Origin of the sequence: Microbacterium sp. Mcb102, from assembly GCF_024519805.1 — a bacterium.
Classification (GTDB): Bacteria; Actinomycetota; Actinomycetes; order Actinomycetales; family Microbacteriaceae; genus Microbacterium.
The window spans coordinates 166166-191768 of record NZ_JALJRG010000008.1; the positions used below are offsets into that span (position 1 = coordinate 166166).

Annotated in this window: 30 protein-coding genes; 23 read left to right on the top strand and 7 right to left on the bottom strand. The window is 70.3% G+C overall.

The window, feature by feature from the left end; genetic code table 11:
- Positions 1-38 precede the first annotated feature (38 nt).
- From OC372_RS17915 to OC372_RS17965, 11 genes are read left to right on the top strand one after another with little or no spacing between them, the layout of a single operon-like run.
- Positions 39-380, top strand: a complete 342-nt coding sequence (locus OC372_RS17915) for a flagellar basal body rod protein FlgB (RefSeq protein WP_262003391.1) — start codon at positions 39-41, stop codon at positions 378-380.
- Positions 377-769: a flagellar basal body rod protein FlgC gene (locus OC372_RS17920; RefSeq protein ID WP_262003394.1), complete on the top strand. Its 393-nt coding sequence runs from the start codon at positions 377-379 to the stop codon at positions 767-769. Before OC372_RS17915 ends, OC372_RS17920 begins: the two co-directional genes overlap by 4 nt.
- Positions 769-1071, top strand: coding sequence for a flagellar hook-basal body complex protein FliE (fliE, locus tag OC372_RS17925; protein ID WP_029262222.1), 303 nt, complete (start codon positions 769-771; stop codon positions 1069-1071). The genes OC372_RS17920 and fliE overlap by 1 nt, the downstream gene beginning before the upstream one ends.
- Entirely contained in the window at positions 1071-2699 is a 1629-nt protein-coding gene (gene fliF / locus OC372_RS17930; protein WP_262003399.1) for a flagellar basal-body MS-ring/collar protein FliF, read from the top strand. Before fliE ends, fliF begins: the two co-directional genes overlap by 1 nt.
- Positions 2696-3700 (top strand): flagellar motor switch protein FliG, encoded by a 1005-nt coding sequence (gene fliG / locus OC372_RS17935; protein ID WP_091035019.1) that lies wholly within the window; start codon positions 2696-2698, stop codon positions 3698-3700. Before fliF ends, fliG begins: the two co-directional genes overlap by 4 nt.
- Positions 3690-4295, top strand: coding sequence for a FliH/SctL family protein (locus OC372_RS17940; protein ID WP_262003404.1), 606 nt, complete (start codon positions 3690-3692; stop codon positions 4293-4295). Before fliG ends, OC372_RS17940 begins: the two co-directional genes overlap by 11 nt.
- The gene (locus OC372_RS17945) at positions 4292-5587 is read left to right on the top strand and encodes a FliI/YscN family ATPase (protein WP_262003407.1); all 1296 of its coding nucleotides are present in this window, start codon (positions 4292-4294) and stop codon (positions 5585-5587) included. The genes OC372_RS17940 and OC372_RS17945 overlap by 4 nt, the downstream gene beginning before the upstream one ends.
- Positions 5584-6006 carry a hypothetical protein gene (locus tag OC372_RS17950; protein WP_262003410.1) on the top strand — a complete coding sequence of 141 codons (423 nt, stop codon included), beginning with the start codon at positions 5584-5586 and terminating at the stop codon, positions 6004-6006. The genes OC372_RS17945 and OC372_RS17950 overlap by 4 nt, the downstream gene beginning before the upstream one ends.
- Positions 6003-7451: a flagellar hook-length control protein FliK gene (locus OC372_RS17955; protein ID WP_262003412.1), complete on the top strand. Its 1449-nt coding sequence runs from the start codon at positions 6003-6005 to the stop codon at positions 7449-7451. Before OC372_RS17950 ends, OC372_RS17955 begins: the two co-directional genes overlap by 4 nt.
- Positions 7452-7466: 15 nt before the next feature.
- Entirely contained in the window at positions 7467-7904 is a 438-nt protein-coding gene (locus OC372_RS17960; RefSeq protein ID WP_262003415.1) for a flagellar hook assembly protein FlgD, read from the top strand.
- Positions 7905-7932: 28 nt separating this feature from the next.
- Complete coding sequence (locus OC372_RS17965; RefSeq protein WP_262003417.1) at positions 7933-9093, top strand: flagellar hook protein FlgE; 1161 nt, start codon at positions 7933-7935, stop codon at positions 9091-9093.
- A gap of 69 nt (positions 9094-9162) precedes the next feature.
- Here the strand turns inward: OC372_RS17965 and OC372_RS17970 are convergent, their stop codons facing one another.
- Positions 9163-10242: a Fic family protein gene (locus tag OC372_RS17970; protein WP_262003419.1), complete on the bottom strand. Its 1080-nt coding sequence runs from the start codon at positions 10240-10242 to the stop codon at positions 9163-9165.
- Positions 10243-10598: 356 nt separating this feature from the next.
- On the opposite strand from OC372_RS17970, the gene OC372_RS17975 reads away from it, so the two are divergent.
- The 12 genes from OC372_RS17975 to csrA are packed head-to-tail and all read left to right on the top strand — an operon-like array spanning position 10599 to position 19842.
- The gene (locus tag OC372_RS17975; RefSeq protein WP_262003421.1) at positions 10599-10841 is read left to right on the top strand and encodes a flagellar FlbD family protein; all 243 of its coding nucleotides are present in this window, start codon (positions 10599-10601) and stop codon (positions 10839-10841) included.
- On the top strand, positions 10841-11656 hold the full coding sequence (locus OC372_RS17980; RefSeq protein ID WP_262003423.1) for a motility protein A: 816 nt from the start codon (positions 10841-10843) through the stop codon (positions 11654-11656). The genes OC372_RS17975 and OC372_RS17980 overlap by 1 nt, the downstream gene beginning before the upstream one ends.
- A complete protein-coding gene (locus tag OC372_RS17985) occupies positions 11653-12462 on the top strand; it encodes a flagellar motor protein MotB (RefSeq protein WP_372468673.1) in 810 nt (269 codons plus the stop codon). The genes OC372_RS17980 and OC372_RS17985 overlap by 4 nt, the downstream gene beginning before the upstream one ends.
- Before the next feature lie 52 nt (positions 12463-12514).
- On the top strand, positions 12515-13441 hold the full coding sequence (locus OC372_RS17990; protein ID WP_262003603.1) for a flagellar motor switch protein FliM: 927 nt from the start codon (positions 12515-12517) through the stop codon (positions 13439-13441).
- Positions 13438-14097 (top strand): flagellar motor switch protein FliN, encoded by a 660-nt coding sequence (fliN, locus tag OC372_RS17995; protein ID WP_262003425.1) that lies wholly within the window; start codon positions 13438-13440, stop codon positions 14095-14097. Before OC372_RS17990 ends, fliN begins: the two co-directional genes overlap by 4 nt.
- Positions 14098-14129: 32 nt before the next feature.
- On the top strand, positions 14130-14594 hold the full coding sequence (locus OC372_RS18000; RefSeq protein WP_262003427.1) for a FliO/MopB family protein: 465 nt from the start codon (positions 14130-14132) through the stop codon (positions 14592-14594).
- Entirely contained in the window at positions 14591-15406 is an 816-nt protein-coding gene (gene fliP, locus OC372_RS18005) for a flagellar type III secretion system pore protein FliP (protein WP_262003430.1), read from the top strand. Before OC372_RS18000 ends, fliP begins: the two co-directional genes overlap by 4 nt.
- A complete protein-coding gene (fliQ, locus tag OC372_RS18010) occupies positions 15403-15675 on the top strand; it encodes a flagellar biosynthesis protein FliQ (RefSeq protein ID WP_029261100.1) in 273 nt (90 codons plus the stop codon). The genes fliP and fliQ overlap by 4 nt, the downstream gene beginning before the upstream one ends.
- 4 nt (positions 15676-15679) lie before the next feature.
- Positions 15680-16441 (top strand): flagellar biosynthetic protein FliR, encoded by a 762-nt coding sequence (locus OC372_RS18015; protein WP_105711644.1) that lies wholly within the window; start codon positions 15680-15682, stop codon positions 16439-16441.
- Positions 16438-17529 carry a flagellar biosynthesis protein FlhB gene (locus OC372_RS18020; protein WP_105711645.1) on the top strand — a complete coding sequence of 364 codons (1092 nt, stop codon included), beginning with the start codon at positions 16438-16440 and terminating at the stop codon, positions 17527-17529. The genes OC372_RS18015 and OC372_RS18020 overlap by 4 nt, the downstream gene beginning before the upstream one ends.
- Positions 17526-19586: a flagellar biosynthesis protein FlhA gene (locus OC372_RS18025; protein ID WP_105711646.1), complete on the top strand. Its 2061-nt coding sequence runs from the start codon at positions 17526-17528 to the stop codon at positions 19584-19586. Before OC372_RS18020 ends, OC372_RS18025 begins: the two co-directional genes overlap by 4 nt.
- A gap of 4 nt (positions 19587-19590) precedes the next feature.
- The gene (csrA, locus tag OC372_RS18030; RefSeq protein ID WP_105711647.1) at positions 19591-19842 is read left to right on the top strand and encodes a carbon storage regulator CsrA; all 252 of its coding nucleotides are present in this window, start codon (positions 19591-19593) and stop codon (positions 19840-19842) included.
- Between the two features lie 49 nt (positions 19843-19891).
- On the opposite strand, the gene OC372_RS18035 is transcribed toward csrA, so the two are convergent.
- The 6 genes from OC372_RS18035 to OC372_RS18060 form a co-directional block, all read right to left on the bottom strand.
- On the bottom strand, positions 19892-21031 hold the full coding sequence (locus OC372_RS18035) for a hypothetical protein (RefSeq protein ID WP_105711648.1): 1140 nt from the start codon (positions 21029-21031) through the stop codon (positions 19892-19894).
- Complete coding sequence (locus OC372_RS18040; RefSeq protein ID WP_262003435.1) at positions 21028-22623, bottom strand: ATP-binding protein; 1596 nt, start codon at positions 22621-22623, stop codon at positions 21028-21030. Before OC372_RS18040 ends, OC372_RS18035 begins: the two co-directional genes overlap by 4 nt.
- Positions 22624-22829: 206 nt before the next feature.
- Positions 22830-23633: a response regulator transcription factor gene (locus tag OC372_RS18045; protein WP_105711650.1), complete on the bottom strand. Its 804-nt coding sequence runs from the start codon at positions 23631-23633 to the stop codon at positions 22830-22832.
- Positions 23630-24127, bottom strand: a complete 498-nt coding sequence (gene tsaE, locus OC372_RS18050; protein WP_029261108.1) for a tRNA (adenosine(37)-N6)-threonylcarbamoyltransferase complex ATPase subunit type 1 TsaE — start codon at positions 24125-24127, stop codon at positions 23630-23632. The genes OC372_RS18045 and tsaE overlap by 4 nt, the downstream gene beginning before the upstream one ends.
- Positions 24124-25230: an alanine racemase gene (gene alr, locus OC372_RS18055; protein ID WP_262003438.1), complete on the bottom strand. Its 1107-nt coding sequence runs from the start codon at positions 25228-25230 to the stop codon at positions 24124-24126. The genes tsaE and alr overlap by 4 nt, the downstream gene beginning before the upstream one ends.
- On the bottom strand, positions 25227-25586 hold the full coding sequence (locus OC372_RS18060; protein WP_029261110.1) for a holo-ACP synthase: 360 nt from the start codon (positions 25584-25586) through the stop codon (positions 25227-25229). The genes alr and OC372_RS18060 overlap by 4 nt, the downstream gene beginning before the upstream one ends.
- Positions 25587-25603: the final 17 nt, after the last annotated feature.

A 25603-nucleotide genomic window follows, 5' to 3' on the forward strand; every position in this document is an offset into this window, starting at 1 on the left:
CCATGGATCGGCCACACCACCACACACGGGGAGCGGTCGTGTTCGATTCTGTGACCATCAACGCGCTGACGAGCGCGCTCGACGGCCTCGCGCTGCGCCAGCGTGCGATCGCCGACAACATCGCCAACATCAACACCCCCGACTATCACGCCAAGCGGGTGCGCTTCGAAGAGGCGCTCGCGGACTCGGTCCAGGCGGGTGACGGACGGGTCGACTCGACGGTCGGCACCTCGCTCGAGCCCACGCGCCTGAACGGCAACAACGTCAACCTCGACACCGAGACCCTGTCCAGCGTCGACACGATGCTGCGCTACCAGTTCGCCACGCAGGCCGTGAACGGCTCGTTCGCGTCGATGCGCGCGGCGATGAGGACCTCATGACCTTCGACGCGATCGGCATCGCGAGCACCGGCCTGACCGTGCACCGCAAGTGGCTCGACGCCATCAGCGACAACATCGCGAACATCAACACCGTGACGGCGACCGACGGCGCCGCCTTCCGCGCACGGTATATCACCGCCCAGACCAGCGACCAGTCGCCGGGTGTGTACGTGGCGGGCTCCGCGCAGGGCAGTGCGGAGGGGCGGCTCGTGCATCAGCCCGACCACCCGCTCGCCGACGCCGACGGCTACGTCCGCTACCCCGACATCGACCTCGGCGACCAGATGAGCCAGCTCATCCTCGCGCAGCGTGGCTACCAGGCCAGCGCCGCGATCGTCGACCGTGCCCGCAACGCCTACGAATCCGCCCTCCAGATCGGACGCAGCTGATGGATCCCCTCTCCGGCGTCGAGGGCATCTCCTCGGCGTTCACCCTCGCCCCGCCCACCGCTCCGGCGAAGGCGGCCGACGACACCGCCTTCGCGAACAGCGTCACCGGGGCGATCGACGAGCTGCGCTCCCTGCAGTCCGAATCCGACGCGCTCAAGGTCGCCGCCGTCACGGGTGACCTCGACGACATCCACTCGGCCATGATCGCCTCCTCGCGCGCGTCGGTCACCCTCGAACTCGTCGCCGCCGTGCGCAACAAGGGCGTCGACGCGTTCAACGAGATCATGCGGATGCAAGCCTGATGCCCCAGGCCGTCACCAACGTCTTCCAGCGGATCGGACGCGTGATCGCGGGCTTCACGCTCGCGCAGCGCACCATCGCGATCATCGGCGTGGCCGTGCTCGCGCTCGGGATCGTCGCGCTCTCCAGCTGGCTGACCCGCCCGACCTACACCCCGCTGTTCTCGGGGATGAGCGCCTCCGATGCGAACGCCGTCGTCGAGCAGCTGCGATCGTCTTCCGTCCCCTACGAGCTCGCCGACGGCGGTGCCACCGTGCTCGTGCCGGAGAAGGACGTCTACGACCAGCGGCTCGCCGCCGCCTCCGCCGGGCTGCCCGGTGCGAGCTCCGGCGGGTACTCACTGCTCGACGACATGGGCGTGACCACCTCGGAGTTCCAGCAGTCCGTCACCTACAAGCGCGCCATCGAGGGCGAGCTCGCCGCGACCATCTCGTCCATCGAGGGCGTGACGGCGGCCTCCGTACAGCTCGCCATCCCGGAGGAGAGCGTCTTCGTCTCGGAGACCGTCGACGCCACCGCATCGGTGTTCGTGGAGACGTCGGGCAGCTCGTCGCTCACCTCGAAGCAGGTCGAGGCGATCGTGCACCTGACCTCCGCAGCCGTCAGCGGCATGAAGCCCGAGAACGTCGCCGTCGTGGACCAGAGCGGCCAGACCCTCTCGGCTGCCGGCGTCGGGGCGATCGGCGGCGTCGACCAGCAGGCCGGCGACTACGAGGCCCGGGTGACCGCGAGCGTGCAGCAGATGCTCGACACCGTCGTCGGCCCCGGCAATGCGACCGTGACGGTGGTCGCCGAGATCGACCGCTCGGTCAACGAGCGCGTCGAAGAGACCTACACCCCGGCGGAGGGCGCGCCTCCGCTGACCGAGCAGTCTCGAACGGACACGCAGAACGGTTCGAGCTCGAACGCCGGCGTGCTCGGACCCGACAACATCGCGGTGCCGTCTGCGGGCGCGGACGGCACGTCCGAATCCACGGAGACGTCGAAGACCAACGCCGTCAACAAGAGCACCCAGAGCACCTCGACCCCCGCCGGCAACGTGCTGCGCCAGTCTGTCTCGGTCGCGGTCGACGCGGGTGCCGGTGGCGACCTGAGCACCGCGCAGCTGACCGAACTGGTCGAGACCGCCGCGGGGATCGACACCGCACGCGGCGACTCCATCGCGGTCGAACTCGTGTCGTTCAGCCAGACGGATGCCGAAGCTGCGCAGGCCGCCCTCCAGGCCGCCAAGGACGCCGAGGCCGCGGAACGTCAGTCGGTTCTGCTGAACACCGCGATCATCGCCGCAGCGATCGCACTGCCCCTGCTGCTCGCGGTCATCGCCGCCCTCGTGCGGATGCGGCGTCGCGCCAACTCGGCGACCGAGTTCGATCAGCTGTTCGGCGACCGGCCGGCTCCGCTGTCGGCGGCCCTCGGCCCCGGTGCGGCCACCGTCGCCATCGACCAGGCGGCCACGACCCCGCTGGCCTTCCTCGAGACGACGCCCGATCCCGAGCCGGAGCCCGACCCCGAGCCCGCGCAGGTGAGCCTCGAGCGCCGCCGCGCCGAGATCGACTCCCTCACGCGACAGGACCCGAAGCGCACGGCCGAGCTGCTGCGGACCCTCATCGACGACAGGCAGCACGTATGAGCGGGCTGACCGACCGGCAGACGGCGGCCGTCGTGCTGATGAACCTCGATCGCGCGCAGGCGATCGAGGTGATGAAGCATCTCTCGGAATCGGAGGCTGAGGCCGTCGCGGCCGAGATCATCGAGCTGCAGGACCTGGATGCCGCCACCACCGCTCAGGCGCTCGGGCAGTTCCACCGCATCGCGACGGGACACCTGCCGCCCGCCCGCGGTGGCCGCGACCTCGCGGCCGGCCTGCTGGAGGCCTCGTTCGGTGCAGAGCGGGCGGCGGCCGTGCTCGGCAGGGTGGGTTCGACGTCGATGAACTCGTCGTTCGAGTTCCTCGGCTCCGCCGACCCGGCACAGCTGGCGACGCTGCTCGACGGCGAGCTTCCGCAGACCGTCGCCCTCGTGCTCGCGCACCTGCCCACCGACCGGGCGGCGGCCGTGCTGGCAGCGCTCCCCGACCCGACCCGCACCGATGTCGCCCACGCGATCGCCACCATGGGCACCGCGTCGCAGGAGGCGATCGCGATCGTGGCCGACGCGTTGAAGACCCGCACCGGGAGCTTCGCGAGCCGCGACGCACCGGAGACCCTCGGCGGCGTCGAACCGCTCGTCGAGATCATCGCCCGCTCCGGAGCGACTGTCGAGAAGGCGCTGCTCGCGAGCATCGAGGACCGCGACAGTGCCCTCGCGGAAGACATCCGGTCGCGCATGTTCACCTTCGCCGACGTCGTCAAGCTCGACGACCGCGACACCCAGCGGGTGCTGCGCGGCATGGACATCCGCTCGCTCGCCCTCGCGCTGAAGGGCGCCAATCAGGGGATCGCCGACCTCATCCGCCGCAACGTCTCCGAACGCAACCGGGAGAACCTCGACGAGGAGGCACGGACGCTCGGCCCCGTGCGCGTCTCGCAGGTCGAGGAGGCCAGAGCCGAGATCGTGCGCACCATCCGCGCCCTGGAGGCGGCGGGCGACATCACGGTGCAGCGCACCGACGAGGACGAGTATGTCTACTGACGCGTTCTCTCCGGTGCTGTTCCCTCGTCTCGACGGACGCGCGGACGGCGCGGAGCATGCGCGCGCCCGGATGCGCGGCTACGCCGAAGGACACGCGGAGGGCTTCCGCGCCGGACTCGCCGAGGCCGAGTCGGCGCAGCGCGTCGCCGCGGCGGAGCAGGCGGCCCGCGACGCGGCAGCCGCGCGCGAGGTGGCGACCGCGGTGTCTGCGCTGCAGGCCGCCGCCCTCTCACTGGGCGAGCGGGAGCGCGAGCTCACCGCTGCTGCGCGCGATGAGGTGCTGCGCGGCGCGATCGAACTCGCCGAGCTCATCCTCGTCGCGGAGCTCTCGTACGCCGGCTCGTCTGCCGCGGCCGCCGCGCGGCGCGCACTCGCGGTCGCCGACCCCGCCGACATCCGCGAGGTGCGCCTGCACCCCGACGACCTGCGCACGATCCAGACCGCGGAGTCGGACCTGTCCACCTTCGCGCTCGTCGCCGATGACACGCTCGAGCGCGGCGATGCCGTCGCGATCCTGGCGCACGGCCACATCGACGCCCGGATCGGCAGCGCGCTCGAACGTGCCCGTCGCGCCCTCGCGGAGGCCGGGTCGTGACGGCCTGGACCGCCGTCCGCGAGGCGGTTCGACCGGAACGCATCGGCGTCGTCTCCCAAGTGCGCGGCCTGAGCGTGCAGGTGCGCGGTCTCGAAGGGGCTGTCGGCGACGTCGTGACCCTCGACGGGGTCGATGCCGAGGTCGTCGCGATCGGCGAGGGCGGGCTACGGTGCATGCCCCTCGGCGCTGTCGCGGGGCTCACCGTCGGGGCGCCCGTGCGGGGCCGCGGTGGCGCCCTGCGCGTACCGACCGGGGCCGCTCTGCTCGGCCGCGTCCTGGACGGACTCGGCCGACCGATCGATGGCAAGGGCCCGTTGACGGGTGCGATCCCGGTGAGCCTCGACCACGCTCCCCCTTCGATCATGGGACGCGACCGGATCGACTCCCCTCTTCCGCTCGGGGTGCGCGCGCTCGACACGCTCGTCAGCGTGGGTCGCGGGCAGCGCGTCGGGCTCTTCGCCGGCTCGGGAGTGGGCAAGTCGTCACTGTTGTCGATGATCGCGCGCGGCACCGAGGCCGAGGTGACGGTGATCGCCCTCGTCGGCGAGCGCGGACGTGAGGTGCGCGAGTTCATCGAAGACGACCTGGGGCCGGAGGGACTCGCTCGTTCGGTGGTCGTCGTCTCGACCTCCGATCAACCGGCCATGGCGCGCATCCGGGCCGCGTACACCGCCACCCGGATCGCCGAGGCCTTCCGTGACGACGGTGCGCACGCCATCCTCATGATGGACTCGCTGACCCGCGTCGCGATGGCGCAGCGCGAGATCGGCCTGTCGGCCGGAGAACCCCCCGCAACCCGTGGGTACCCGCCGTCGACGTTCTCGCTCCTCGCCGGTCTGCTCGAACGCGCCGGCACCGACCGGGGCGGCTCGATCACCGGCATCTACACGGTGCTCGTGGACGGCGACGACCACAACGAGCCGATCGCCGACACGGTGCGCTCGATCCTCGACGGCCACGTCGTGCTCGACCGCGCACTCGCCCTCTCCGGACACCATCCGGCGATCGACGTGCTCGGCTCCGTCTCCCGCGTGGTGGGGAAGATCACGGCGCCGGAACAGCGCTCGCACGCGGCGACACTGCGCGCGGTTCTCGCCGCGCGTCGCCGGGCCAACGACCTCATCGACATCGGCGCCTACCAGCCGGGCGCCGACGCCCGCATCGACGCCGCGATCACCCACGAACGCGCGATCTCCGCCTTCCTCACCCAATCGCTCGACGAGACGAGCGACATCGAGGAGTCCTGGCGGCGGCTCGACCAGCTGGTCTCGGCATTCGGAGGAGTCTCATGACACGGTCGTTCTCCCTGGCTGGCCTGCTGCGCGTGCGCGAGATCCAGGAGCGCGCCGCGGCCCAACGACTCTCCCGCGCGGTGCTCGACGCCCGGCACACCGAGGCCCGCGATCGCTCCCTCCGCGCGCATCTGGCCGGGGCCGGGAGCGAAGCCGTGGACGTCCGCTCCCTGGCGGCGCTCGCGGCCGCCCGGGTCGCCGGGCGGACGCTACTCTCCGACCTGACGATGCTGGCGGAGCTGCAGGAGCAGACCGTCGACCAGGCCCGCACAGAGCACTCGGAGGCGCGACGAGCGATGCGCGGACTCGACCGTCTGGCCCAGGCCCACGCCGTGCGGGTGCGGGCGGCCGAGCTGCACGCCGAACAGGCGGAGCTCGACGAGATCGGATCGCGCACCGACACGGAGGGGCAGTCATGACCGCTCTCGGCATCGTCGACATGCTCGACCCTCGCGGGTCGCGGCCGAGCGGCGCGGCGCCTTCGCGCGGCGTGACCCCGGGTGCCGCGGCCTTCGCCGACGTGATCCAGGTTGCGGCGCGGGCTCAGCTCGCCGACGACGCGCCCACCGAAGGCGTCCTCGCTGAGGGAGTGTCGTCGGGTGCGTCGACGGGAACCGAGACGACGGATGCGACCGCCGAATCCGCTGATCCGGTTGTTCCGGTGACCGCATCGCCTCTCCCACCCCTCACGATCCCGAGCGGGTCGGGGACGGCGGCTCCCGTCGACGGAAGCACCACGGGAGCGGACCCCGACCTCGACCTGGTGCCGCCACCGGCGGATGCCGCGGAGGGCACCGGACTCGCGGATGCTCCTGCGGAAGCAGCCGGCCCCACGCCGATCGCAGCGTCCGGCACTGCTGCCGCATCCGCCGATCCGGCACGCGCCGCCGCATCGGCGACCGCCCTAGCCGCCTCATCCCTCCCGCCCGCCGTCACCGGTGCATCGTCGCGTGCCTCGACCGGCAACGGCGTCGGTGCCGCATCGGCTCCGGTCGGCAACGCCGCTGTCGCCGGCGCACCCGGCGCGAACAGCACGACGGCGGATGTTCCGGCCGAGACCGCTCTCCGCCTCGTCACCGCCCCCGCCGGGCCGCACGGTGCCGTCGCCGCGGCTGCCTCGTCGGAACCGGCACCGGCGTCGAACGCCGACACGGCGCTCCTGTCGGGGACAGCATCCGCCGTCGATAGGGCATCCGACGCCGCGCCGTCCCCTGCAGTCTCGGCTCCGGTTGCCACTGCCACCGCCGCGTCGGTACCCGCGACCGCAGATGCTGCCGCCCCGACGTCCGCCGTCACCGCACCGGCTCCCGCCTCTCCGCCCCCGGTCGCCCCGGCCACGCCTGCCGCGGCAGCAGCGATCGCCCGGCCGGTACTGCTTCCCCAGATCACAGCCCCCGTCGTCTCCCTCGCCCAGGCCGCAGACGGTGATCACAGCCTCACGCTGACCGTGTCGCCGGAGAACCTCGGGCCGGTGACCGTGCGCGCGCACATCTCCGGCGGGGCCATCCACATCGAGCTGCACGCCCCGAACGATCTCGGCCGCGAGGCGCTGCGGGCCGTGCTCGCCGACCTGCGGCGGGATCTCGCGGCAGCGGCACCGCACGCCTCCCTGATGCTCTCGACCTCGGACGACGGCCCCGGCTCGTCGAATCCGCAATCGTCGCCGAACGGCGGCGGCTCGGCGAACGGCAACGCGGCGAACGGGAACGCGGCGAGCGCGGGCGGCGGGCAGACTCGCGGCGACGCCCCCGCCGACCGGAATGCGGCCGCGCGGCCGAACCCGGCCGTCGTCCCCTCCGCACCAGACGGCGCACCATCCGTCCCCCTCGTCTCGCCGCTCGGCGGCATCGATGTCTTCGCCTGATCCGAGAGGAACCCCATGACCACGGTCGACCCCATCACCGGCACCATCCCGCCCACCGGCGTGCAGACCGGCAGCACCACGTCCCCGGTCGAGCGCAAGAAGACGCTCGACTCGGAGGTGTTCCTGAAGCTGCTGGTGACGCAGCTGACCAACCAGGACCCCAGCTCTCCCATGAACACGAACGAGATGATCTCGCAGACCACGCAGCTCGCGTCCATGGAGCAGCTGACCGCGCTGTCGGCCACCTCGACCGAGAGCTTCGCGCTCAGCATGCGGCAGACCGCCGCCGCGCTCATCGGCCATGAAGCGCAGTACGTCGATGAAGACGGTGTCACCCAGAAGGGCATCGTCACCTCGGTCTCCTACGCGGGGGCTGTGCCGCTCGTGACCATCGGTGAAGCCTCCATCCCCCTCGACGCCGTCTCCGGCGTCTCCCTCGTCCCCAAATCCTGATCAGCCCCGCACCCAGAAAGGCACCACCATGCTCCGCTCCCTCTTCGCCGGAATCTCGGGCCTGCGCTCGCACCAGACCATGCTCGACGTCACGGGCAACAACATCGCCAACGTCAACACGACGGGCTTCAAGGCCTCGGCCGTGCAGTTCCAGGATTCGCTGTCGCAGCTGCTGCGCAACTCGATGATGCCGCAGACGAACCTCGGCGGTCAGAACCCCGCCCAGGTCGGTCTCGGTGTGCAGGTCGCCGGCATCAGCACCAACTTCGCGTCGGGGGCACCGCAGCCCACCGGCGTCCCGACCGACCTCATGATCGCCGGCGACGGCTTCTTCGTGGTGCGCTCCGGCGGCGAGACGCTGTACACCCGCAACGGCGGCTTCTCGTTCGATGCGAGCGGCAAGCTGGTCTCGGCCGACGGTGCGCTCGTGCAGGGCTGGACCGCGCGCGGCGGAGCCATCGTCCCCGGTCAGGGCATCGGCGACATCACGCTCCCCGTTGGCGCTCTGAGCCCGGCCGCCGCGACGACCACCGCCCGGGTGACCGGCAACCTCCCCTCCGGCGCGGCCGTCGGCGACACGCTCGTGCGCGACATCAAGACCTACGACGCGCAGGGCACGGAGACCTCGATGCGCCTCACCTTCACCCGCACGACCGCCGGCTGGGACGTCACCGACGCTGCCGGCGTGCGCACCCCGCTGGCCTTCACCGACGGCAAGCAGGCCGGTGCCTCGTCGATCGTGTCCGGCGGCATCACGGTCGACCTCTCGGCGGTCACCGGCTTCGCCGACGTCAGCGACATCGCCATCAAGGAGCAGAACGGCAAGCCGGCCGGCACCCTGAGCTCCTACGCCCTGACGAACGACGGCAGCCTCGTGGGCACGTTCAGCAACGGCGACACCGAGGTGCTCGCACGCATCGCACTGGCGGGCTTCGTGAACCCCGGCGGACTCGAGAAGACCGGGTCCTCCCAGTTCCGCCCCAGCGGCAACTCCGGCCAGCCGACGCTCGGCGAGGCCGGGACCGACGGCCTGGGCGGCATCATCAGCGGCGCCCTCGAGATGTCGAACGTCGACCTCTCGCAGGAGTTCACCAACCTGATCGTCGCGCAGCGCGGCTTCCAGGCGAACGCCCGCATCATCACCACGAGCGACGAAGTGCTGCAGGAGCTCACGAACCTCAAGCGCTGAGCCGCGGCCGCTCGCTGCTTCCCCGGGAGGGTTCTCCGCGTGATCGCGGGGAGCCCTCCCGGTCTGCGTTCAGATGCTCATCTCCGCCTGGATACGGCGGTCGAGGTCGTCGAGTTCTGCGAGCAGTTCAGCGGCGACCCACACCCTGTCCCGCTTGCGCCCGGTGATCTCCTGGACGAATCCCGCTTCTTCGAGCCGGATGATGGCCTTGTAGGCCTGCTGCTCGGACGCTCCCGAGCGCTGCTCGATCTCGGCAGCCGCCATGACGGGGTGGTCGTAGAACGCAGAGATAAGCGCGGCCGCTGCTGACCCGGCACGTGGGCGCAGCTCGTTCGCCCACTCCTCTGGCAGGGCTTTGATGCGGGCGATGGATACACGCGAGCACACAGCCGCCGCACGTGCCGATCGGGCGAACAGGTCGATGAGTGGCGTAGGGTCGCCCCGCCGATAGTCGCCCAGCGCGGCGAAATAATCGTCCCTCTTGGCGAGCAGACCGCTCGCCAGCGGGACGACCGCGTTCACCGTCGCGCCTCGGCGACGGAGCACCGCCGATACGAGAGCTCGACCGAGGCGGCCGTTGCCATCCGTGAACGCGTGTATGGACTCGAACTGCGCGTGCCCGATCGCGGCCTGCACCATCACCGGGACGTCATCCCGGTTGAGGAAGGTGATCAGGTCGTCCATCAGCGGAGCGACTCGTTGCGACGCTGGCGGCACATGCAGCGCACCGCGCGGCGAGTGGTCACTCCCCCCGATCCAGTTCTGCATGTCACGCAGACGGCCCGCATAACTCGCCTCCACGGGGTCGTCCTTCATCAGTTCATGGTGACCCGCCAGCAGATCATCGACCGCGAACCGGCCTCGATCGCCGACGCCGGTGACGAGCGCGTGCAGCGCGGTGCTCGCCGCCACCATGCTCGTCGCCGAGGAGTTCGAACGGTTGCCCGCCAGCGCCCTGGCGTAGTCCGTCGCTGTGGCCGTGATCCGCTCGATCTTCGACGATGCGACGGATTCCGTGCGAATCATGAACCGGCTCAACGCCGCCGAATGCCCCTCGGCGTCGGTATCCGCCTGTGCGACGGCGAGCAGCGCGCGCTCCGCGGCGACGATAGTCGCCGCGGGTGCGAGAAAGTCGAGATCCGCGATCATCGGGGGAATGGACGCCTCCACCGACGCCAGCATCCGATCTGCTCGCGTACCGCCGCGAACCTGCTGGCGCCAAGGAAGCGTCTCCGTGGCATGTTCTGGCCACCCGGTTCCCTGCGCATCTGCCTGGGGGTTCATAAAGCCGATTATCGCACCCGAAACTAAGGTTTAGCATCCTTAACCACGAGTAACGGAGCGACTACTCGTGTTTACAGCACCAGTGCGCCGGTTCCCCGCGCCCACCGGCCCCGTCACTAACGCCGGACGCTCACCGGCCGACAGTCACCTCCGACAGCCCAGGACGGGCCGTCGGGTCCGCGCTCCCCGGAACGCGGACGGATCTTTCCAGGATGGAGCCCATGATCGTCCTCACGCGCCTGAACCGTTCCCGGTTCGCGGTGAATCCCGACCTGATCGAACGTGTCCAGGCAACGCCCGACACGACGCTCATCATGGTCGACGGTGCGACGTTCGTCGTCACCGAGACGATGGACGACGTGATCGCGCAGATCACCCGGTTCCGGGCCGGCGTGCTCGCTACCGCCGCCGCCCTCATCTCCGCGAACGAGGGCGACTCCCCCACTCCCGAGGTGGGTCTCTGATGGATCCGTCCCTCATCCTCGGGCTGGTGCTCGCGTTCGGCGCTTTGATCGCCATGATCAACCTCGAAGGCGCGACCATCGGATCGCTGCTGATCCCCGCCCCGATGGTGCTGGTCTTCGGAGCCACGATCGCCGTCGGCATCGCGAGCGGCACCGTGCGCGATGCGCTGCATGCGGTCAAGTCGCTCCCCCGCGCCTTCCGCGGCGAGCGCCGCACCGCGTCGAGCATGATCGACACGGTGGTCGGCTACGCCGAGAAGGCGCGAGCAGAAGGGCTCCTCGCCCTCGAGCAGGGGCTGGAGGACGAGAAGGACCCGTTCCTGCGCCAGGCACTGCAGAGCATCGCCGACGGCACGGACGCCGAAGACCTGCGAACCCTGCTGGAGGATGAGCTCACCTCGACCGCTGCCCGTAACCGCACCGCCTCACGCTTCTACATGACGCTCGGCGGCTTCGCGCCCACGGTCGGCATCATCGGCACGGTCGTCTCCCTCACGCACGTGCTGGAGAAGCTCGACAAGCCCGACACCCTCGGTCCCATGATCGCGACGGCATTCGTGGCGACGCTGTGGGGTCTCCTGTCGGCCAACTTCATCTGGCTGCCCATCGGCGGACGCCTCCAGCGTCTCGGCGAGCTCGAGCTCGAACGCATGACCGTGCTCATGGAGGGCATGCTCGCGATCCAGGCCGGCGCCCCGCCGCAGTTCGTCGGAGAGCGCCTGCGCGCCCTCGTGTCCGAGCGCCCCTCCGCCCGCTCCGGCCGTCGCACCCGCACCCGCGCCGCGGAGGAGACGGAGACGGAGCCCGCGCCGTGAGCGTCCGGGCCCGTCGCCGAGTGCCCCAGGAGGAGCACAGCGGTCCGGACGAGCGGTGGATGGCGTCCTACATGGACATGGTGACCGTGCTGATGTGCATGTTCATCGTCCTGTTCGCGATGTCGACCGTCGACCAGGAGAAGTTCGAGGCGCTCAGCGCGTCACTCGCGACCGGCTTCGGCCAGGAGCCCTCCGAAGACGTGGACGCCGTCACGGGGGTCGTGGTGCCGCCGGAACTGGTCGACGAGAAGGGCGAGGACTTCGCCGACATCGAGCTGGCCGCGGCGCAGACCGAGTTCGACGAGCTCTCGGCCCTCCGCGAGCGGCTGCGCACGGTGCTCGCCGAGAACGGCCTCGAAGCCGACGTCACCTTCACCATCGACGAGCGCGGTCTCACGATCGGACTCGTCAGCGCCGAGACGTTCTTCACCACGAACAGCACCACCCTCAGCTCGAAGGCCGTGCTGGTGCTCGACGCACTCGGCTCGGTCCTCGTGACCGCGCCGAATGAGATCTCGGTCGAAGGTCACGCCGACGTCCGCGGATCGGTCGCCCCGTTCCCGACGAACTGGGAGCTCTCGGCCGGTCGATCCACCCAGGTGCTGCGGCACCTCGTCGAATCGTCCGGGCTCCCGCCGGCGCACCTGAAGTCGGTCGGGTTCGGCGACACGCGGCCCGTCGCGGCGGGTTCTTCGCCCGCGGCGCTGGCCCAGAACCGGCGCGTCGACATCGTCGTCCTCTCCGACGCGACGGAGGAGGTGCGAGCACTCATCCCGGAAGCACAGGCCGCGCAGCCGGCCTCCTGACCGTTCCCTTCTAACGCACGTCGATCACCACCCGATAGTCGGGTTCGTGGTGATGGAGGACAGCGTGCGCTCCGACGTGCGCACAGCGACGGCGTCGAAGACCGCCGAAGTCGAGGTATACGACTTCGGCCGTTCGGCGACCCTGTCGCGCGAGCACACCCGCGCCCTGGAGCTGGCCTTCGAGACGTTCTCGCGGCAGTGGTCGGCGCAGCTCTCGGCGAAGATCCACGTACGTGCCACCATCGCCGTCGAGCATGTCGGGATGCTGACCTACGGCGAGTACGCCGCCTCGCTGCCGACCACGACGACCTTGATCGTGTGCGCGCTGCCCGACTCCGACGAGCGGCTCATCGTGCAGCTGCCGACCTCCGCCGCCACGACCTGGATCGTGCAGATGGTCGGTGGACGAGCGTCCGCGACGTCGGAGGACCGCACGTTCACCCCGATCGAGCAGGCACTGATCCGCTCCCTCATCGTCGACGCGCTCGACCACCTGACCGGCTCCCTGGACGGGTTGCTCCCCGCCGGTGTCACCGTGAGCGGCATCCAGTACAGCTCGCAGTTCGCCCAGGTCGCGGCATCGGGCGAACCGGTCATCGTCGCCCGCTTCTCGATGCGCCTCGCGGGTCGGGCGGTACCGGTGAGCATCATGCTGCCGGCGTCGGTCCTCGCCGGCTTCACCGTGCGCACCTCCGACGCCGACCGCGCCGCAGCGCCGGGCCTGGTCCGACGCCAGGTCGAGGTCTCCCCCATCGAGCTCTCGCTGCGTCTGGCCCCGCGCGCCGTGCTCCCCCGTGAGGTGCTCGACCTCGCCGTCGGCGACATCATCTCCTTCCCGCACTCCGCCGATCGCCCGATGCTGCTCGCCGTGGGCGATCAGACCGTCGCCACCGCCGCTGTGGGCAGTGCCGGCGCCCGTCTCGCGTGCGTCGTCGCCACCACCGTCCCCGATCCCGTCTTCGCCGAGGAGCCCGCGTGACCAGCACCACCACCTATGAGTCGGCCGTCGCGGCCGCCTTCGCCGCGTCGTTGCCGACCGCCGCTCCCGTCACCGCCCGCGCCTCGCAGGTCTCCGGAGACACCGGCGATGCCGTGATCGTGCAGTTCGTCGGTGAGGCCAGCGCGCAGCTCGCCGTGCAGCTCTTCGACGCCGAGACCCTGGTCGACGGGCTCTCCGGAGCGCCCCTCGCCGATCGGCTGCGCGACGTGCTGGAAGCCTCGACGAGCGCCCTGGGAGCCGGCGCGCTCGGTGATGCCGTGATCGGCGATGCCTCTCCGCTCTTCTCGAATACCACCGCGCAGCTCTTCGACCTGCAGGACGACGCGGATCGCACGATCGGCCGCCTCGCCGTCGTCGTCACCCGCGCTCCGGCGGCGGCATCGAGCTCGACCCGGCGTCTGCACCGCATCGCCGGCGTCGAGATGGAGCTCACGGTCGAGATCGGCCGAACCCGCATGTCGGTGCGCGATGTGCTCGACCTCGAACCCGGCCGCATCGTCGAGCTCGACCGTTCCGCCGGCGCCCCGGCCGACATCAAGCTCAACGGCCGCATCATCGCGCACGGCGAGGTGGTCGTGGTCGACCAGGACTACGCGGTGCGGATCACCCGCATCCTCGAGAACGTCGAGGCCTGACCCTGGACGACCTCCTGCTCGGCCTGCGGGTCGTGCTCTCGCTCGCCGCCGTGCTCGGGGTGTTGTGGTTCCTGCAGCGCCGCGTCGCACGTACGCAGGCGCGTCGGCGCGACGGCGAGGTCATCACGGTGCTCGGGCGGCAGGGCGTGGGTCCGAAGGCGCAGGTCGTCGTGGTCCAGACCGAGGACGCCCGGTACGTCCTCGGTGTCACCGAGCACGGCGTGAGCGTGGTCGACAAGCTGCCGGTCAAGGCCGCGGCGCTGCCCGATGAGGACACCCGCGCCGAGTGGTCGACGGCCACCGCGGACGCCGCATCCGATGCCGCGGAGTTCGACCGCATCCTCGCCGCCACCGCCCTGACCGAGACGACCGCGGCATCGCCGACCCGGCCGGCTCCGCAGCGTCGGGTGCGTCATCGGAACGATCCCCTGCGCGGCTCCATCCTCTCCCCCGAAACCTGGCGGCAGACCGCCGAGGCCATCCGGCGCACGCGATGAGCGCGTCCCGTGGGGTCGTCGACGGCCGCGCGCTGCGACGGGTCGCGCTGATCCTCCTCGCGGCCTTCGCCCTGGTCGCGGTGCTCACATTGCTCACCGGCACCGCCGCCCACGCCGAGGTCACCCCCGACGCCCCGGGCGAGGGCGTCACGATCGACATCAACGGCGTCGACGGCGGCCCCTCGGGTTCGATCCTGACCCTGCTGGGCATCACGCTGCTCTCGGTCGCCCCGGCGCTCCTGCTGATGATGTCGTCGTTCACGAAGATCTTCGTCGTGCTGGCGATGACCAGGAACGCGCTGTCGCTGCCCACGATCCCCCCGAACCAGGTGCTGGCCGGACTCTCCCTCTTCCTGTCGCTGTTCATCATGTGGCCGGTGCTGACCGAGATCAACACGGTCGCCGTGCAGCCCTACATCGACGGAAGCCTCACCTTCACGCAGGCGATCGACGTCGGCCAGCTGCCGCTGCAGGAGTGGATGCTGCGCTTCACGCGCGAAGAAGACCTGGCCCTGATGACGCGGATGGCGGGTCAGCCGAACCCCGAGGATCCCTCGAGCGTGCCGATGTACACACTCATCCCGGCGTTCATGATCTCCGAGCTGCGCGCCGCCTTCATCATCGGCTTCGTCATCTTCGTGCCGTTCCTCGTGATCGACCTCGTCGTCGCCGCGGCGCTGATGTCGATGGGCATGATGATGCTGCCGCCGGTCATGATCTCGCTGCCCTTCAAGATCCTGCTGTTCATCCTCGTCGACGGCTGGGGCCTCATCATCCGCGCCCTGCTGGAGAGTTACGGGGGTGTCGGATGAGCCCGGAAGCGGTCATCGACATCGGCACCCAGGGCCTGATCATCGCCGCGAAGCTGGCCGCCCCGGTGCTCGTCACGGCCCTCGTGGTCGGCTTCGCGATCTCGCTGCTGCAGTCCATCACGCAGGTGCAGGAGGTGACGCTGTCGTTCGTGCCGAAGATCGTCGCCGTCGGCATCGCGCTGCTCATCGCCGGCAACTGGATGATCGCCGAGATGATCGCCTTCACGAACGAGATGTTCGCCCGCATCCCCACCCTGCTGAGCGGGTGACCGCGTGTTCATCCCCATCGACTTCGCGTGGCTCGAGGCGACCATGCTCGCCGCCGTGCGCATCACCGCCTTCATCATGATCGCCCCGCCGTTCTCCTACGGCGCCATCCCGGTGCGGGTGAAGGCGATGCTCGCCATCGGCCTCTCCCTCGCCGTGGGCACGGCCGTCGCTCCCGGCTACGAGAACCTCGACACCGGCCCGTTCCTCGGAGCCCTCGTGCTGCAGCTGCTCACGGGAGCCCTGCTCGGCTTCCTCGTGCTGCTGTGCTTCTCGGCGCTGCAGGCGGCCGGCAGCCTGATCGACGTCTTCGGCGGGTTCCAGCTCGCGCAGGCGTTCGACCCGCACTCGCTCGTGAACGGCGCCCAATTCACCCGGCTCTTCCACATCACCGCGCTCACGCTGCTGTTCGCCTCGGGCGGGTATCAGCTGATCCTCGCCGGTCTCGCCCGGAGCTTCGAGGCGGTGCCGGTCGACGGCATCTTCGAGGTGGCCGGGCCCGCCGAACTCCTCATCGACGGGGTGTCGCAGATGGTCCTCGCCGCCGTGCAGATCGCAGGTCCCCTGGTGCTGGTGCTGTTCCTCGCCGACGTCGGGCTCGGACTGATCACCCGGGTCGCGCCGGCGCTCAACGCCTTCGCGATGGGCTTCCCGGTGAAGATCCTGCTCACCCTGCTGCTGGCCGGTGCCGTGTACGCGGTGCTCCCCGGCATCGTCGACGCCCTCTCCGGGCAGGCGCTGAAGATGATGCAGGGGGTGCACGAGTGAGCGGCACCGACACCGGCGAACGCAGCGAGAAGGCCACCGACAAGCACCTCAATGAGGCCCGCAAGAAGGGGCGTCTCTCGCGCAGCCAGGACCTCACGGCGTGGCTCGGCATCGGCGCCGCGGCGATCGCCATGCCCGCGGCGATCGCCCTCGGCGCAGGCGCCGGGACCGAGCAGCTCCTCACCGTCACCTCCCTGGTGTTCAGCCCCACTCCGGAGGCGGCGCTCGGTGCACTGGAGCGCGGCCTCGGCTCGGTGCTCCCGACCATCGCGGTGATGCTCGCCGCCGTCGCCATCGTCACGCTGATCGGCGCCGTGGTCCAGGGCGGCGTGCATCTGAAACCGCTCACCGGGCGCTTCGAGCAGTTCAACATCGTCAGCGGCATCCGTCGCGTGTTCGGCCTGCAGGCGCTGTGGGAGGGCGCCAAAGCCCTGCTGAAGACCGCGGCGATCGGCATCGCGCTCTGGGTGGTCATCGCCGGTCTGATGCCGGTGCTCACCGCCAGCGGCGCCCATTCGATCTCGCGCCTGCTCGGCACGGCATCCGAGGGCACGGCCGCCCTGCTGCAGACCGCGATCGCCGTCGGTCTGGTCCTCGCCGCGATCGACATGTTCGTCGTGATGCGCCGCAACCGCAAGCACACCCGCATGACCAAGCGCGAGATCCGCGACGAGAGCAAGAACTCCGAGGGCGATCCGCTGATCCGTCAGCAGCGGCGGTCCCGGCAGCTCGCCGCCAGCCGCAACCGCATGATCGCCGCGGTCGCCGGATCGGATGTCGTGGTCGTCAACCCGACGCACATCGCGATCGCCCTCCGGTACGAGCCCGGTCGCGCGGCCCCCAAGGTCGTCGCGAAGGGCAGCGGTGTGATCGCGGAGCGCATCCGTGACGAGGCCGTGCGCGCCGGTGTGCCGCTCGTGCGCGAGATCACGCTCGCCCGCGCCCTGCACGCCGCGTGCGAGCTCGGCCAGGAGATCCCCGAAGACCTGTACAACGCCGTCGCGCGCGTGCTGGTGTTCGTCGACGCGCTGCGTCGGCGCGGCGCCGCCCGCGGCATCCACACCCTTCCCTACCGGAGGACCGCATGAGACAGCTGTTCGTCAAGCTCATGGTGCCCATCGGGGTCGTCGGCATCATCATGCTGCTCGTCGTCCCGGTGCCGCCGTTCCTGCTCGACATCCTCATCATCCTGAACATCATGTTCGCACTCGTGATCCTGCTCACGTCGATGTTCGTGAAGAAGCCGCTGGACTTCTCGGTGTTCCCCTCGCTGCTGCTGGTGGCGACGCTGTTCCGGCTCGGGCTGAACGTCGCGTCGACCCGGCTGGTGCTCGGGGAGGCGTACGCAGGTCAGGTGATCGAGGCGTTCGGGGCGATCGCCGTCGGCGGCTCGCTCATCATCGGCGCCGTGGTGTTCCTCATCCTCGTCGTCATCCAGTTCGTGGTCGTCACCAAGGGTGCCGAGCGCGTGGCCGAGGTCGGCGCCCGGTTCACGCTCGACGCCATGCCCGGCAAGCAGATGGCGATCGACGCCGACCTCAACGCCGGACTCATCACGGATGCCGAGGCCCGCGAACGCCGTGCGGAGGTCGCCGCGGAGGCCGACTTCTACGGCGCCATGGACGGTGCGTCGAAGTTCGTGAAGGGCGATGCGATCGCCGGCCTCGTCATCATCATCATCAACCTCATCGGCGGCATCGCGATCGGCATCGTGCAGCACGGCATGGCGATCGACGAGGCCGTGAGCACGTACAGCCTGCTCACGATCGGTGACGGGCTCGTCACGCAGATCCCGGCCCTGCTGATGGCCGTCTCGACCGGCATGATCGTCACCCGCTCCACGGCCGAGGCCGAGATGGGGACGGCGGCATCGGCGCAGCTCGGGCAGTCCCGCAACGCGCTCATCATCGCGGGATGCGCCGCGATCATCATGTCGCTCATCCCGCACATGCCGATGCTGCCGTTCGTCGCGATCGGAGCCCTCCTGCTGCTCGTCGCGCAGCGCATCAAGGCGAACCAAAAGCGCGAGGAGGCGGTCGCCGCCCAGACCCCGACGGCCGCCCCGACCGACCAGCCGGAGGAGCTGATCGAGAAGATGCGGGTGCACCCGCTCGAGATCCTCCTCTCCCCCGACATCGTCGATCTGGTCACGGGCGGCCCGGACGACCTCCTGGCGCGCGTGAAAGCACTCCGCCGCCGGATCGCCCTCGACCTGGGCCTGATCACCCCGCCCGTGCGCACCCGCGACAGCATCGAACTCGCACAGGCGACCTATGTGATCCGCATCGCCGGGGTCGAAACCGGGCGCGGCACGGCACCGATCGGCTCGGTGCTGGCCCTCGGACAGGGCCTGGAGTCCCTTCCGGGGACGGCCACGCTCGACCCGGTGTTCGGGCTGGAGGGCAAGTGGATCCCCCTGGAGATGCGGCACAGCGCCGAGTTCGCCGGGGCCACCGTGATCGACCGGGCCAGCGTCATCATCACGCACCTCTCCAGCGTGATCCACGCCCACGCCGCGCGTCTGCTGAGCCGCGAGGACGTCCGTCAGCTCACCGACGCCCTCAAGCAGGCCTCCCCGGCCGCCGTCGAGGAGCTCACGCCCGCCCTGCTGTCGCTGGCCGAGATCCAGCGCGTGCTCCAGGGTCTCCTCGCCGAGCGCGTGCCGATCAACGACCTGAGCCGGATCTACGAGGCGCTCGCGCTGCGGGCCAGGACATCGACCGACCCCGAGGGTCTGATCGAGGCAGCACGCGCCGCACTCGGCCCCGCGATCGCCGCGCGCTTCGCCGACGCGGGCATCCTGCGCGTGGTGATGATCAACCCGCTCCTCGAGCAGGCCATGCTCGAGAACCTGCGTCCCGGCGACGAGGGTACTCAGATCGTCTTCGACCCGCAGCGCATGGAGTCCGTCGTGGAGTCGGTGAAGCAGGCCGTCTCCTCGGTGCGCGAGGGCGGAGAGCCGGTGCTGGTGTGCGCTCCGTCACTGCGTCCCGCCGTGCGACGACTCGTGTCGGCGCAGACCGACGGCCTCCCCGTGCTCTCCTACACGGAGGCGACGTCCGCCGCGCTCACCATCGAGACGGTCGGTGTCGTCCGTGACGCCCCGGCCCCGTCGATCGGCGCCGTCTCCGCGGCAGTAGGCTGAACGAATGCTGGTTTTGACGAGGCGGATCGGTGAGAGCGTGCGCATCGACGGCGACATCGAGATCACGCTGCTCGAGATCAAGGGCGACAGCGTGCGGATCGGCGTGAAGGCGCCGCGAGAGACGCGCATCCAGCGGACCGAGATCATCGAGGCCGTGGTCGCGGAGAACGTGTCTGCCGCTGCCGAGACCGGCGCCGATGCCGAGGATGCGATCGTCGCCGCCCTCGCCCGTGGCCGCGAGTCGCGCCCGTCCTGACTCGCATACGGACGGAGGATCGTCGTCCGCCGTCGACGACCTCAACCTCTCAGGCGACCGTCGAGTCGGCCTCGGCCGCTCGCTTCCACTGATCGCCACCGGCCTCTCGTGCCCGCGCCGCCGCCCGTCCTGCAGCGGCCACCAGCACGTCGTAGTCGTAGCCGCAGGTGTCGGCCGTGGCCCACCCGATACTGGCGGAGGCGCGGACGCCACCGACGGCCCGGTCGTGGTCGATGTCGGAGATCCGGCTCAGCACCGCCCTGACATGGAACCTGACCGCTTCATCGCTCGCACGGATCACCACGACGGCACGGTCGTCGGCGATCCGCTCGGCATCGGCCAGCGGCGGGAGCGCCTCCTGGATGTCGTCGTGGAAGCGATCGACGATGCGTGCGAACTCCGAGCCCGACATCGCCTCGCGGAGGTCGGCGGGGTCGTCCAGACGCACCTCGAGAATCGACCAGCCGTGGTCGTTCTGCGCCTCCGCCTTCCGGAGCCGCCGACGGGCGCGCTGCGCGACCCCATCCGTCTCGGTGGGTCGGGACTCCCCCGCCCGCACCAGCAGCACGAGCGTGAAGGCCGCGCAGGTCGACACCACGATGGTGCCGACGGCGTTCATGCCGCGCAGGGCGTCCAGCTGCTCCGAGGAGCTCGCCGTGCCGATCGTGAGCGCACTGACCGCGCTGGCGACCGACACGATCACGAAGCCGCAGGACGCCAGGGCGAGCGGGAGAATGATGTCCCGCGAGACCGGCTGCCTGCGCAGCAGCTCGTAGGCGACGAGACCGGCGAAGACGCCGCTGCCGACGAAGACGAGGTTGAAAGCGGACAGATACCAGGGCGAGTCCGATGTCGCGACGAGCAACACGGGAGCGACGGCCACGAACACCACCACGATCCACCAGGGAGCGCGTCGTCCGAGGTGCACCCGCAGACCGATCCAGATCAGCGGTTCGAAGCAGAGCAGCAGCGCCGATGCCGCACTGCGAAGCGGCTGGAAGTCGTTCTGGTGCCCCGCGAGCCAGAGGTATGCGCCGAGCATGCCGAGCCCGAACGCGGCTCCCCAGATCACCGTCGCCCGCGATGGGCGGGCGAGTGTGGCGAGGCCGAGCACCAGCACCGTCAGGACAGTGACGACCGCGACCATGCTCGTGGTGATGTCGACGTTCACGGGCACGAGAGGCGTCATGCCTGCACCTCTTTCTTACGACGGCGGGGAAAACGGAGTGTGACGGTGGTGCCCTGCCCCACCTCGCTCGTGACCTCGATGGCGCCCTCGTGGGCGACCACGATCTCGCGGGCGATGCCCATGCCGAGACCGGTGCCGGCGATGCCGCCGCGGATGGCGGCGTCGGAACGGAAGTACGGCTCGAACAGCCGGGGCAGCTCATCCGGCGCGATGCCCATGCCCGTGTCGGAGAGGACGAGCTCGGCCTGCGCACCCATCGCCCGCAGCCGGGCCGTGATGCGCCCACCGGAGGGCGTGTACTTGACGGCGTTGCTGAGCAGATTGTCGAGCACCTGACGCAGCCGGAAGGCATCCCCGTGGATGATGAGGGCATCCACGCCGACGATTTCCAGCACCTGGCGATTCACCGCGATCAGCGGCGCAGCGGATGCGGCGGCGGCATCGAAGATCTGACGAAGGTCCACAGGCTCGAACGGGTCCTCGGTCGGCGGCACGGCCTGGTCCAGCATGGTCGTCACGAGCTCCTGCATCCGCTCTCCGGCACTGGCGATGACCTCGAGCTGCGCGGGGACCCGGCCCGGCAGATCCTCGCGCTCGCGCAGCAGGTCGACGTGGCCGACGATCGCGGTGAGGGGATTGCGCAGCTCGTGGGAGACGATCGCGGTGAGTGCGCGGCGCTCCTCTGCTGCTTCGAGGAGCATCGTGACGTCGTCGATGACGACGAGCGTGATCTGGTCGCGCGCCTTCGCGCTGGCCACCGTCTGCGTCGTCACCTCCAGCGCACGCCACTTGCCGGTGCCGTCGAAGAGCCAGACGCGCTCGTCCTGCAGCTGCTCGCCGGCGGCCGCCCTGGCGAGGGTCGTGCGCTCGGGGGGCACGGTCGCCCCGCGCCTTCCGTCGTACTCCACGGCCGCCGTGGGCAATGCGGCTCCGAAGCGATCCCGCCCGTACAGCACCCGGTAGGCATCGTTCATCTGCAGGATGCGTCCCTCCGCCGTGACCACGACGAGGGCCACCCCGAGTGCATCGATGATCTGCGTCACCCGCTGCTGGTTAGTCTCGGCACGCTCCGCGGCGCGGTTGATCTGCTCGGAGCGACGCTGGAGGAGCCGCCGGGAGGCGCGCGCCCGCTGCGCTCCGATGCGGACCGTCACCCCGAGGAAGCCGAGCGTGATGATCGCGGTGAGCACGCGCAGCAGAACGTCGGCCGGCGTGCCGGTGCGATCGGAGAACACCGCCAGACAGAGTCCGATGAAGGCGATGCCTCCCACCACCCACGGCATGGTGAAGTATGACGCCAGCCACACGACCGGGAAGACCCACAGGAACCCGAGCCGCAGGTCGGGAGCGTTGGTGGTCAAGCCCACCGCGAGCGCGTCGAGGAACGGCACGACGATCACCGCGTTCGGTGGGAGGCGGTGCCACGGGACGAGCAGCGTCGCGATGGTCGTGACGACGATCAGCGTGATCCCCGCGAGGAAGAAGGGTATGCCGAGAGTCTGCGGCTTGAAGGCTGCGACCATCACGACGATCGCCACCATGCTGCCGGTGAAGACCAATTGCCAGCGCCAGATCGACACAGTACGGATCATCGACGCTCGCCCTCCCCCAAGAACCTCAGCTTTACCGCAAGATTACTCAAAGATCGCGGGTGCCAGCTCTTCAGGCGTCCCCGCAGCCCTAGCATTCTGAGTGGGGGCCGACACTGCGACTGGGGAACAACGCAGACGCTGGGGCCACGCGAATGGGGATTCGCAGGCACCGGGGCCGCGGCTGGGGAGCCGCGGCCCCGCCCCAGTCAGGTCGCCGTGTCATCGGCGGGAGCGAGGCGATAGCCCACGCCGCGGACTGTCTCGATGTAGCGCGGTCGCGCAGAGCTGTCGCCGAGCTTGCGCCGCAGATTCGCGATGTGCGTCTCGATCGCGCGCTTGTCCGGCTCGCTCACGTAGTCGGTGGAGCCGTCGGGAGCGCCGCGCAGCCCGCGCGCGAGGTCCGCTTTGCTGCGCACCCGGAGCTTCGCTTCGAGGATGGCGGCGAGCAGGTCGAACTCCGTGGGTGTGAGGTCGATCCGCTTCTGCCCGATCAGCACGAGCCGCGTGTCCAGGTCGACGCTGAGGTCGCGGTGCACCAGGCCCCGCCAGGTCAAGACGGTGGCGCCTTCCGTCCCCGGCTCGTGCACGACGGCCGGGGCCGGCGTCGGGTCCGGGCGCGTGTCGACGATCCGGGGGCGTCGGAGGAGCGCCTCGATCCGCGCGCGCAGCTCTCGGGGCCGGAACGGCTTCACGAGGTACTCGTCCGCACCGGAGGTGAGCCCGAGGACCACGTCCGACTCGTCGGAGAGCGCGGACAGCATGATGATGAACGTGTCGCTCACCCGACGGATGCGTCGAGCGACCTCGAACCCGTCGATGCCGGGGAGGTTGATGTCGAGGGTCGTGATCACCGGCTGGTGTTCCTCGATCGCGGCGATGCCCTCCGGCCCGGAACCGGCGAGGTGGGTCTCGAAACCGGCGGCGAGGAACACCTCGTCCAGGAGCGAGCGCACACCCGGGTCGTCTTCGATGATGACGGCGACGAGCGGCGGGCGCACAGCCGCCGTCACGTGATGCCCTCGCGCACGATCGTGACGATCCGCGGAGCGTCGGCGTCGAGCTCTGCGGGGTCGAGCTCTGCGGGGTCGAGGTCGGAGGCGCCGACCGGCCGCTCGAGCTCGATGTCCCACCACGAATCGGCGAGCTCTTCGGCCATGCCGCGTCCCCACTCGATCACGACCACCGAATGCTCCAGGTCCAGATCGAGGTCGTCGAGCTCCGCAGCGGAGCCCAGGCGGTAGGCGTCGACGTGCACGAGCGGAGCCCGGCCGGTGAGCGACGGATGCGTGCGCGCGATCACGAAAGTCGGACTCTGCACGGGTCCGCGCACCCCGAGCCCCTCGGCGAGGCCGCGGGTGAAGGTGGTCTTCCCGGCGCCGAGAGGGCCGGTGAGGATGAGCAGGTCGCCCGCCTCCAGCTGCTCGCCGATGCGGAGGCCCAGCTGCTCCATCGCCTCGGTCGTCGCGATCTCCCGCCGGCCGAGGAAGGCCGGGTCGACGCTCATGATGCCCGCCGGGGGACGCGGGGACCGATGCGCGTGACGATCTCGTAGTTGATGGTGTCGGCGGCCGCAGCCCAATCGGCGGCGGAGGGCACCCCGAGCGTGGGGTCGCCGAAGAGCACGACCTCGTCGCCGATCGAGACCGGGGTGTCGCCGACGTCGACGACGAACTGATCCATCGCGATCCGCCCGACGTTCACGAAGCGGCGTCCGGCGATCGAGACGGGGAGTCGCCCGGAGGCATTCCGCGGCACACCGTCGGCGTATCCGAGCGGGACGAGGACCAGCGTCGTGTCCCGGTCGGTGCGGTGGTCGTAGCCGTACGAGACGCCCGTGCCCGCCGGCACTCTGCGCACGGCGGCGATCGCTCCGCGGAGGGTCATGGCGGGTCGCAGCCCGAGTTCGGCGGAACTGCGGTCGTCGAAGGGGGACAGGCCGAACAGGCCGACCCCGATGCGCACGGCGTCGAGTCGCATCTCGGGCAGGTCGATGGCGGCGGCCGTGGCGGCGATGTGGCGGATCTCCGGGTGGATGCCGAAGGATGCGGCCGCGGCGACACCTTCCTCGAACTTCGCGAGCGCCGCCCTGTCGTCGTCCGCCGAGGTGTTCGAGAGGTGGCTGAACAGCCCGACGATGCGCAGCCGTCCGATGCGTTCGAGGCGCGCGGCCTCGGCGAGCACACGCCCCCAGTCGGCCGGGGCGATGCCGTTGCGCGACAGCCCGGTCTCGAACTTCAGGTGCACGCCCACCGGCCGGTCGACCGTGGCCGCCGCCGCAGCCGCTTCGAGCTGGTCGAACGAGGAGATGCCGATCTCGATGTCCTGCGCGGCCGCGTGCTCGAACCTCTCCCCCGGTGCGTGCAGCCACGCCATGAGGGGGGCGTGCACGCCCTGCCTGCGCAGTTCGAGCGCCTCGGGGATCTCGGCGACGCCGAGGCGCGTGGCACCAGCCGAGAGCGCGGCCACCGCGGTGGCCGCGGCGCCGTGCCCGTAGGCGTTGGCCTTGACGACGGCGATGACCTCGACGCCCGTGAGTCGGCGGAAGTGCCGCACGTTGTCGGCGATCGCGTCGAGATCGATGGACGCCTCGCGGAAGGGGACGGTCACAGCGGGGCTCCTTCGGCGACGACGAACGCCGCGGCCAGGCCGGCGTCATGGGTGAGGGTCAGATGCAGAGTACGTATGCCGCGCTCCTCGACGACCGCGGCGGTAGAACCGGTGAGCACGAAGTGCGGGCGTCCCGACGGCTCGGAGGCGATCTCGATCTCGGTCCAGTGCACTCCGTCGGAACCGCCCAGCGCCTTGATGAGCGCCTCTTTGGCGGCGTATCTCGCGGCGAGCGAGGGAAGGCGCAGCGTGCGCTCGGAGGGGGCGAAGAGCCGCTCCCTGAGGCGGGGCGTTCGGGTCATCGTCCGTTCGAATCGCGGGATGTCCACGAGGTCGATGCCGGTGCCGATGATCACCCGTTCAGCCTAGCGAG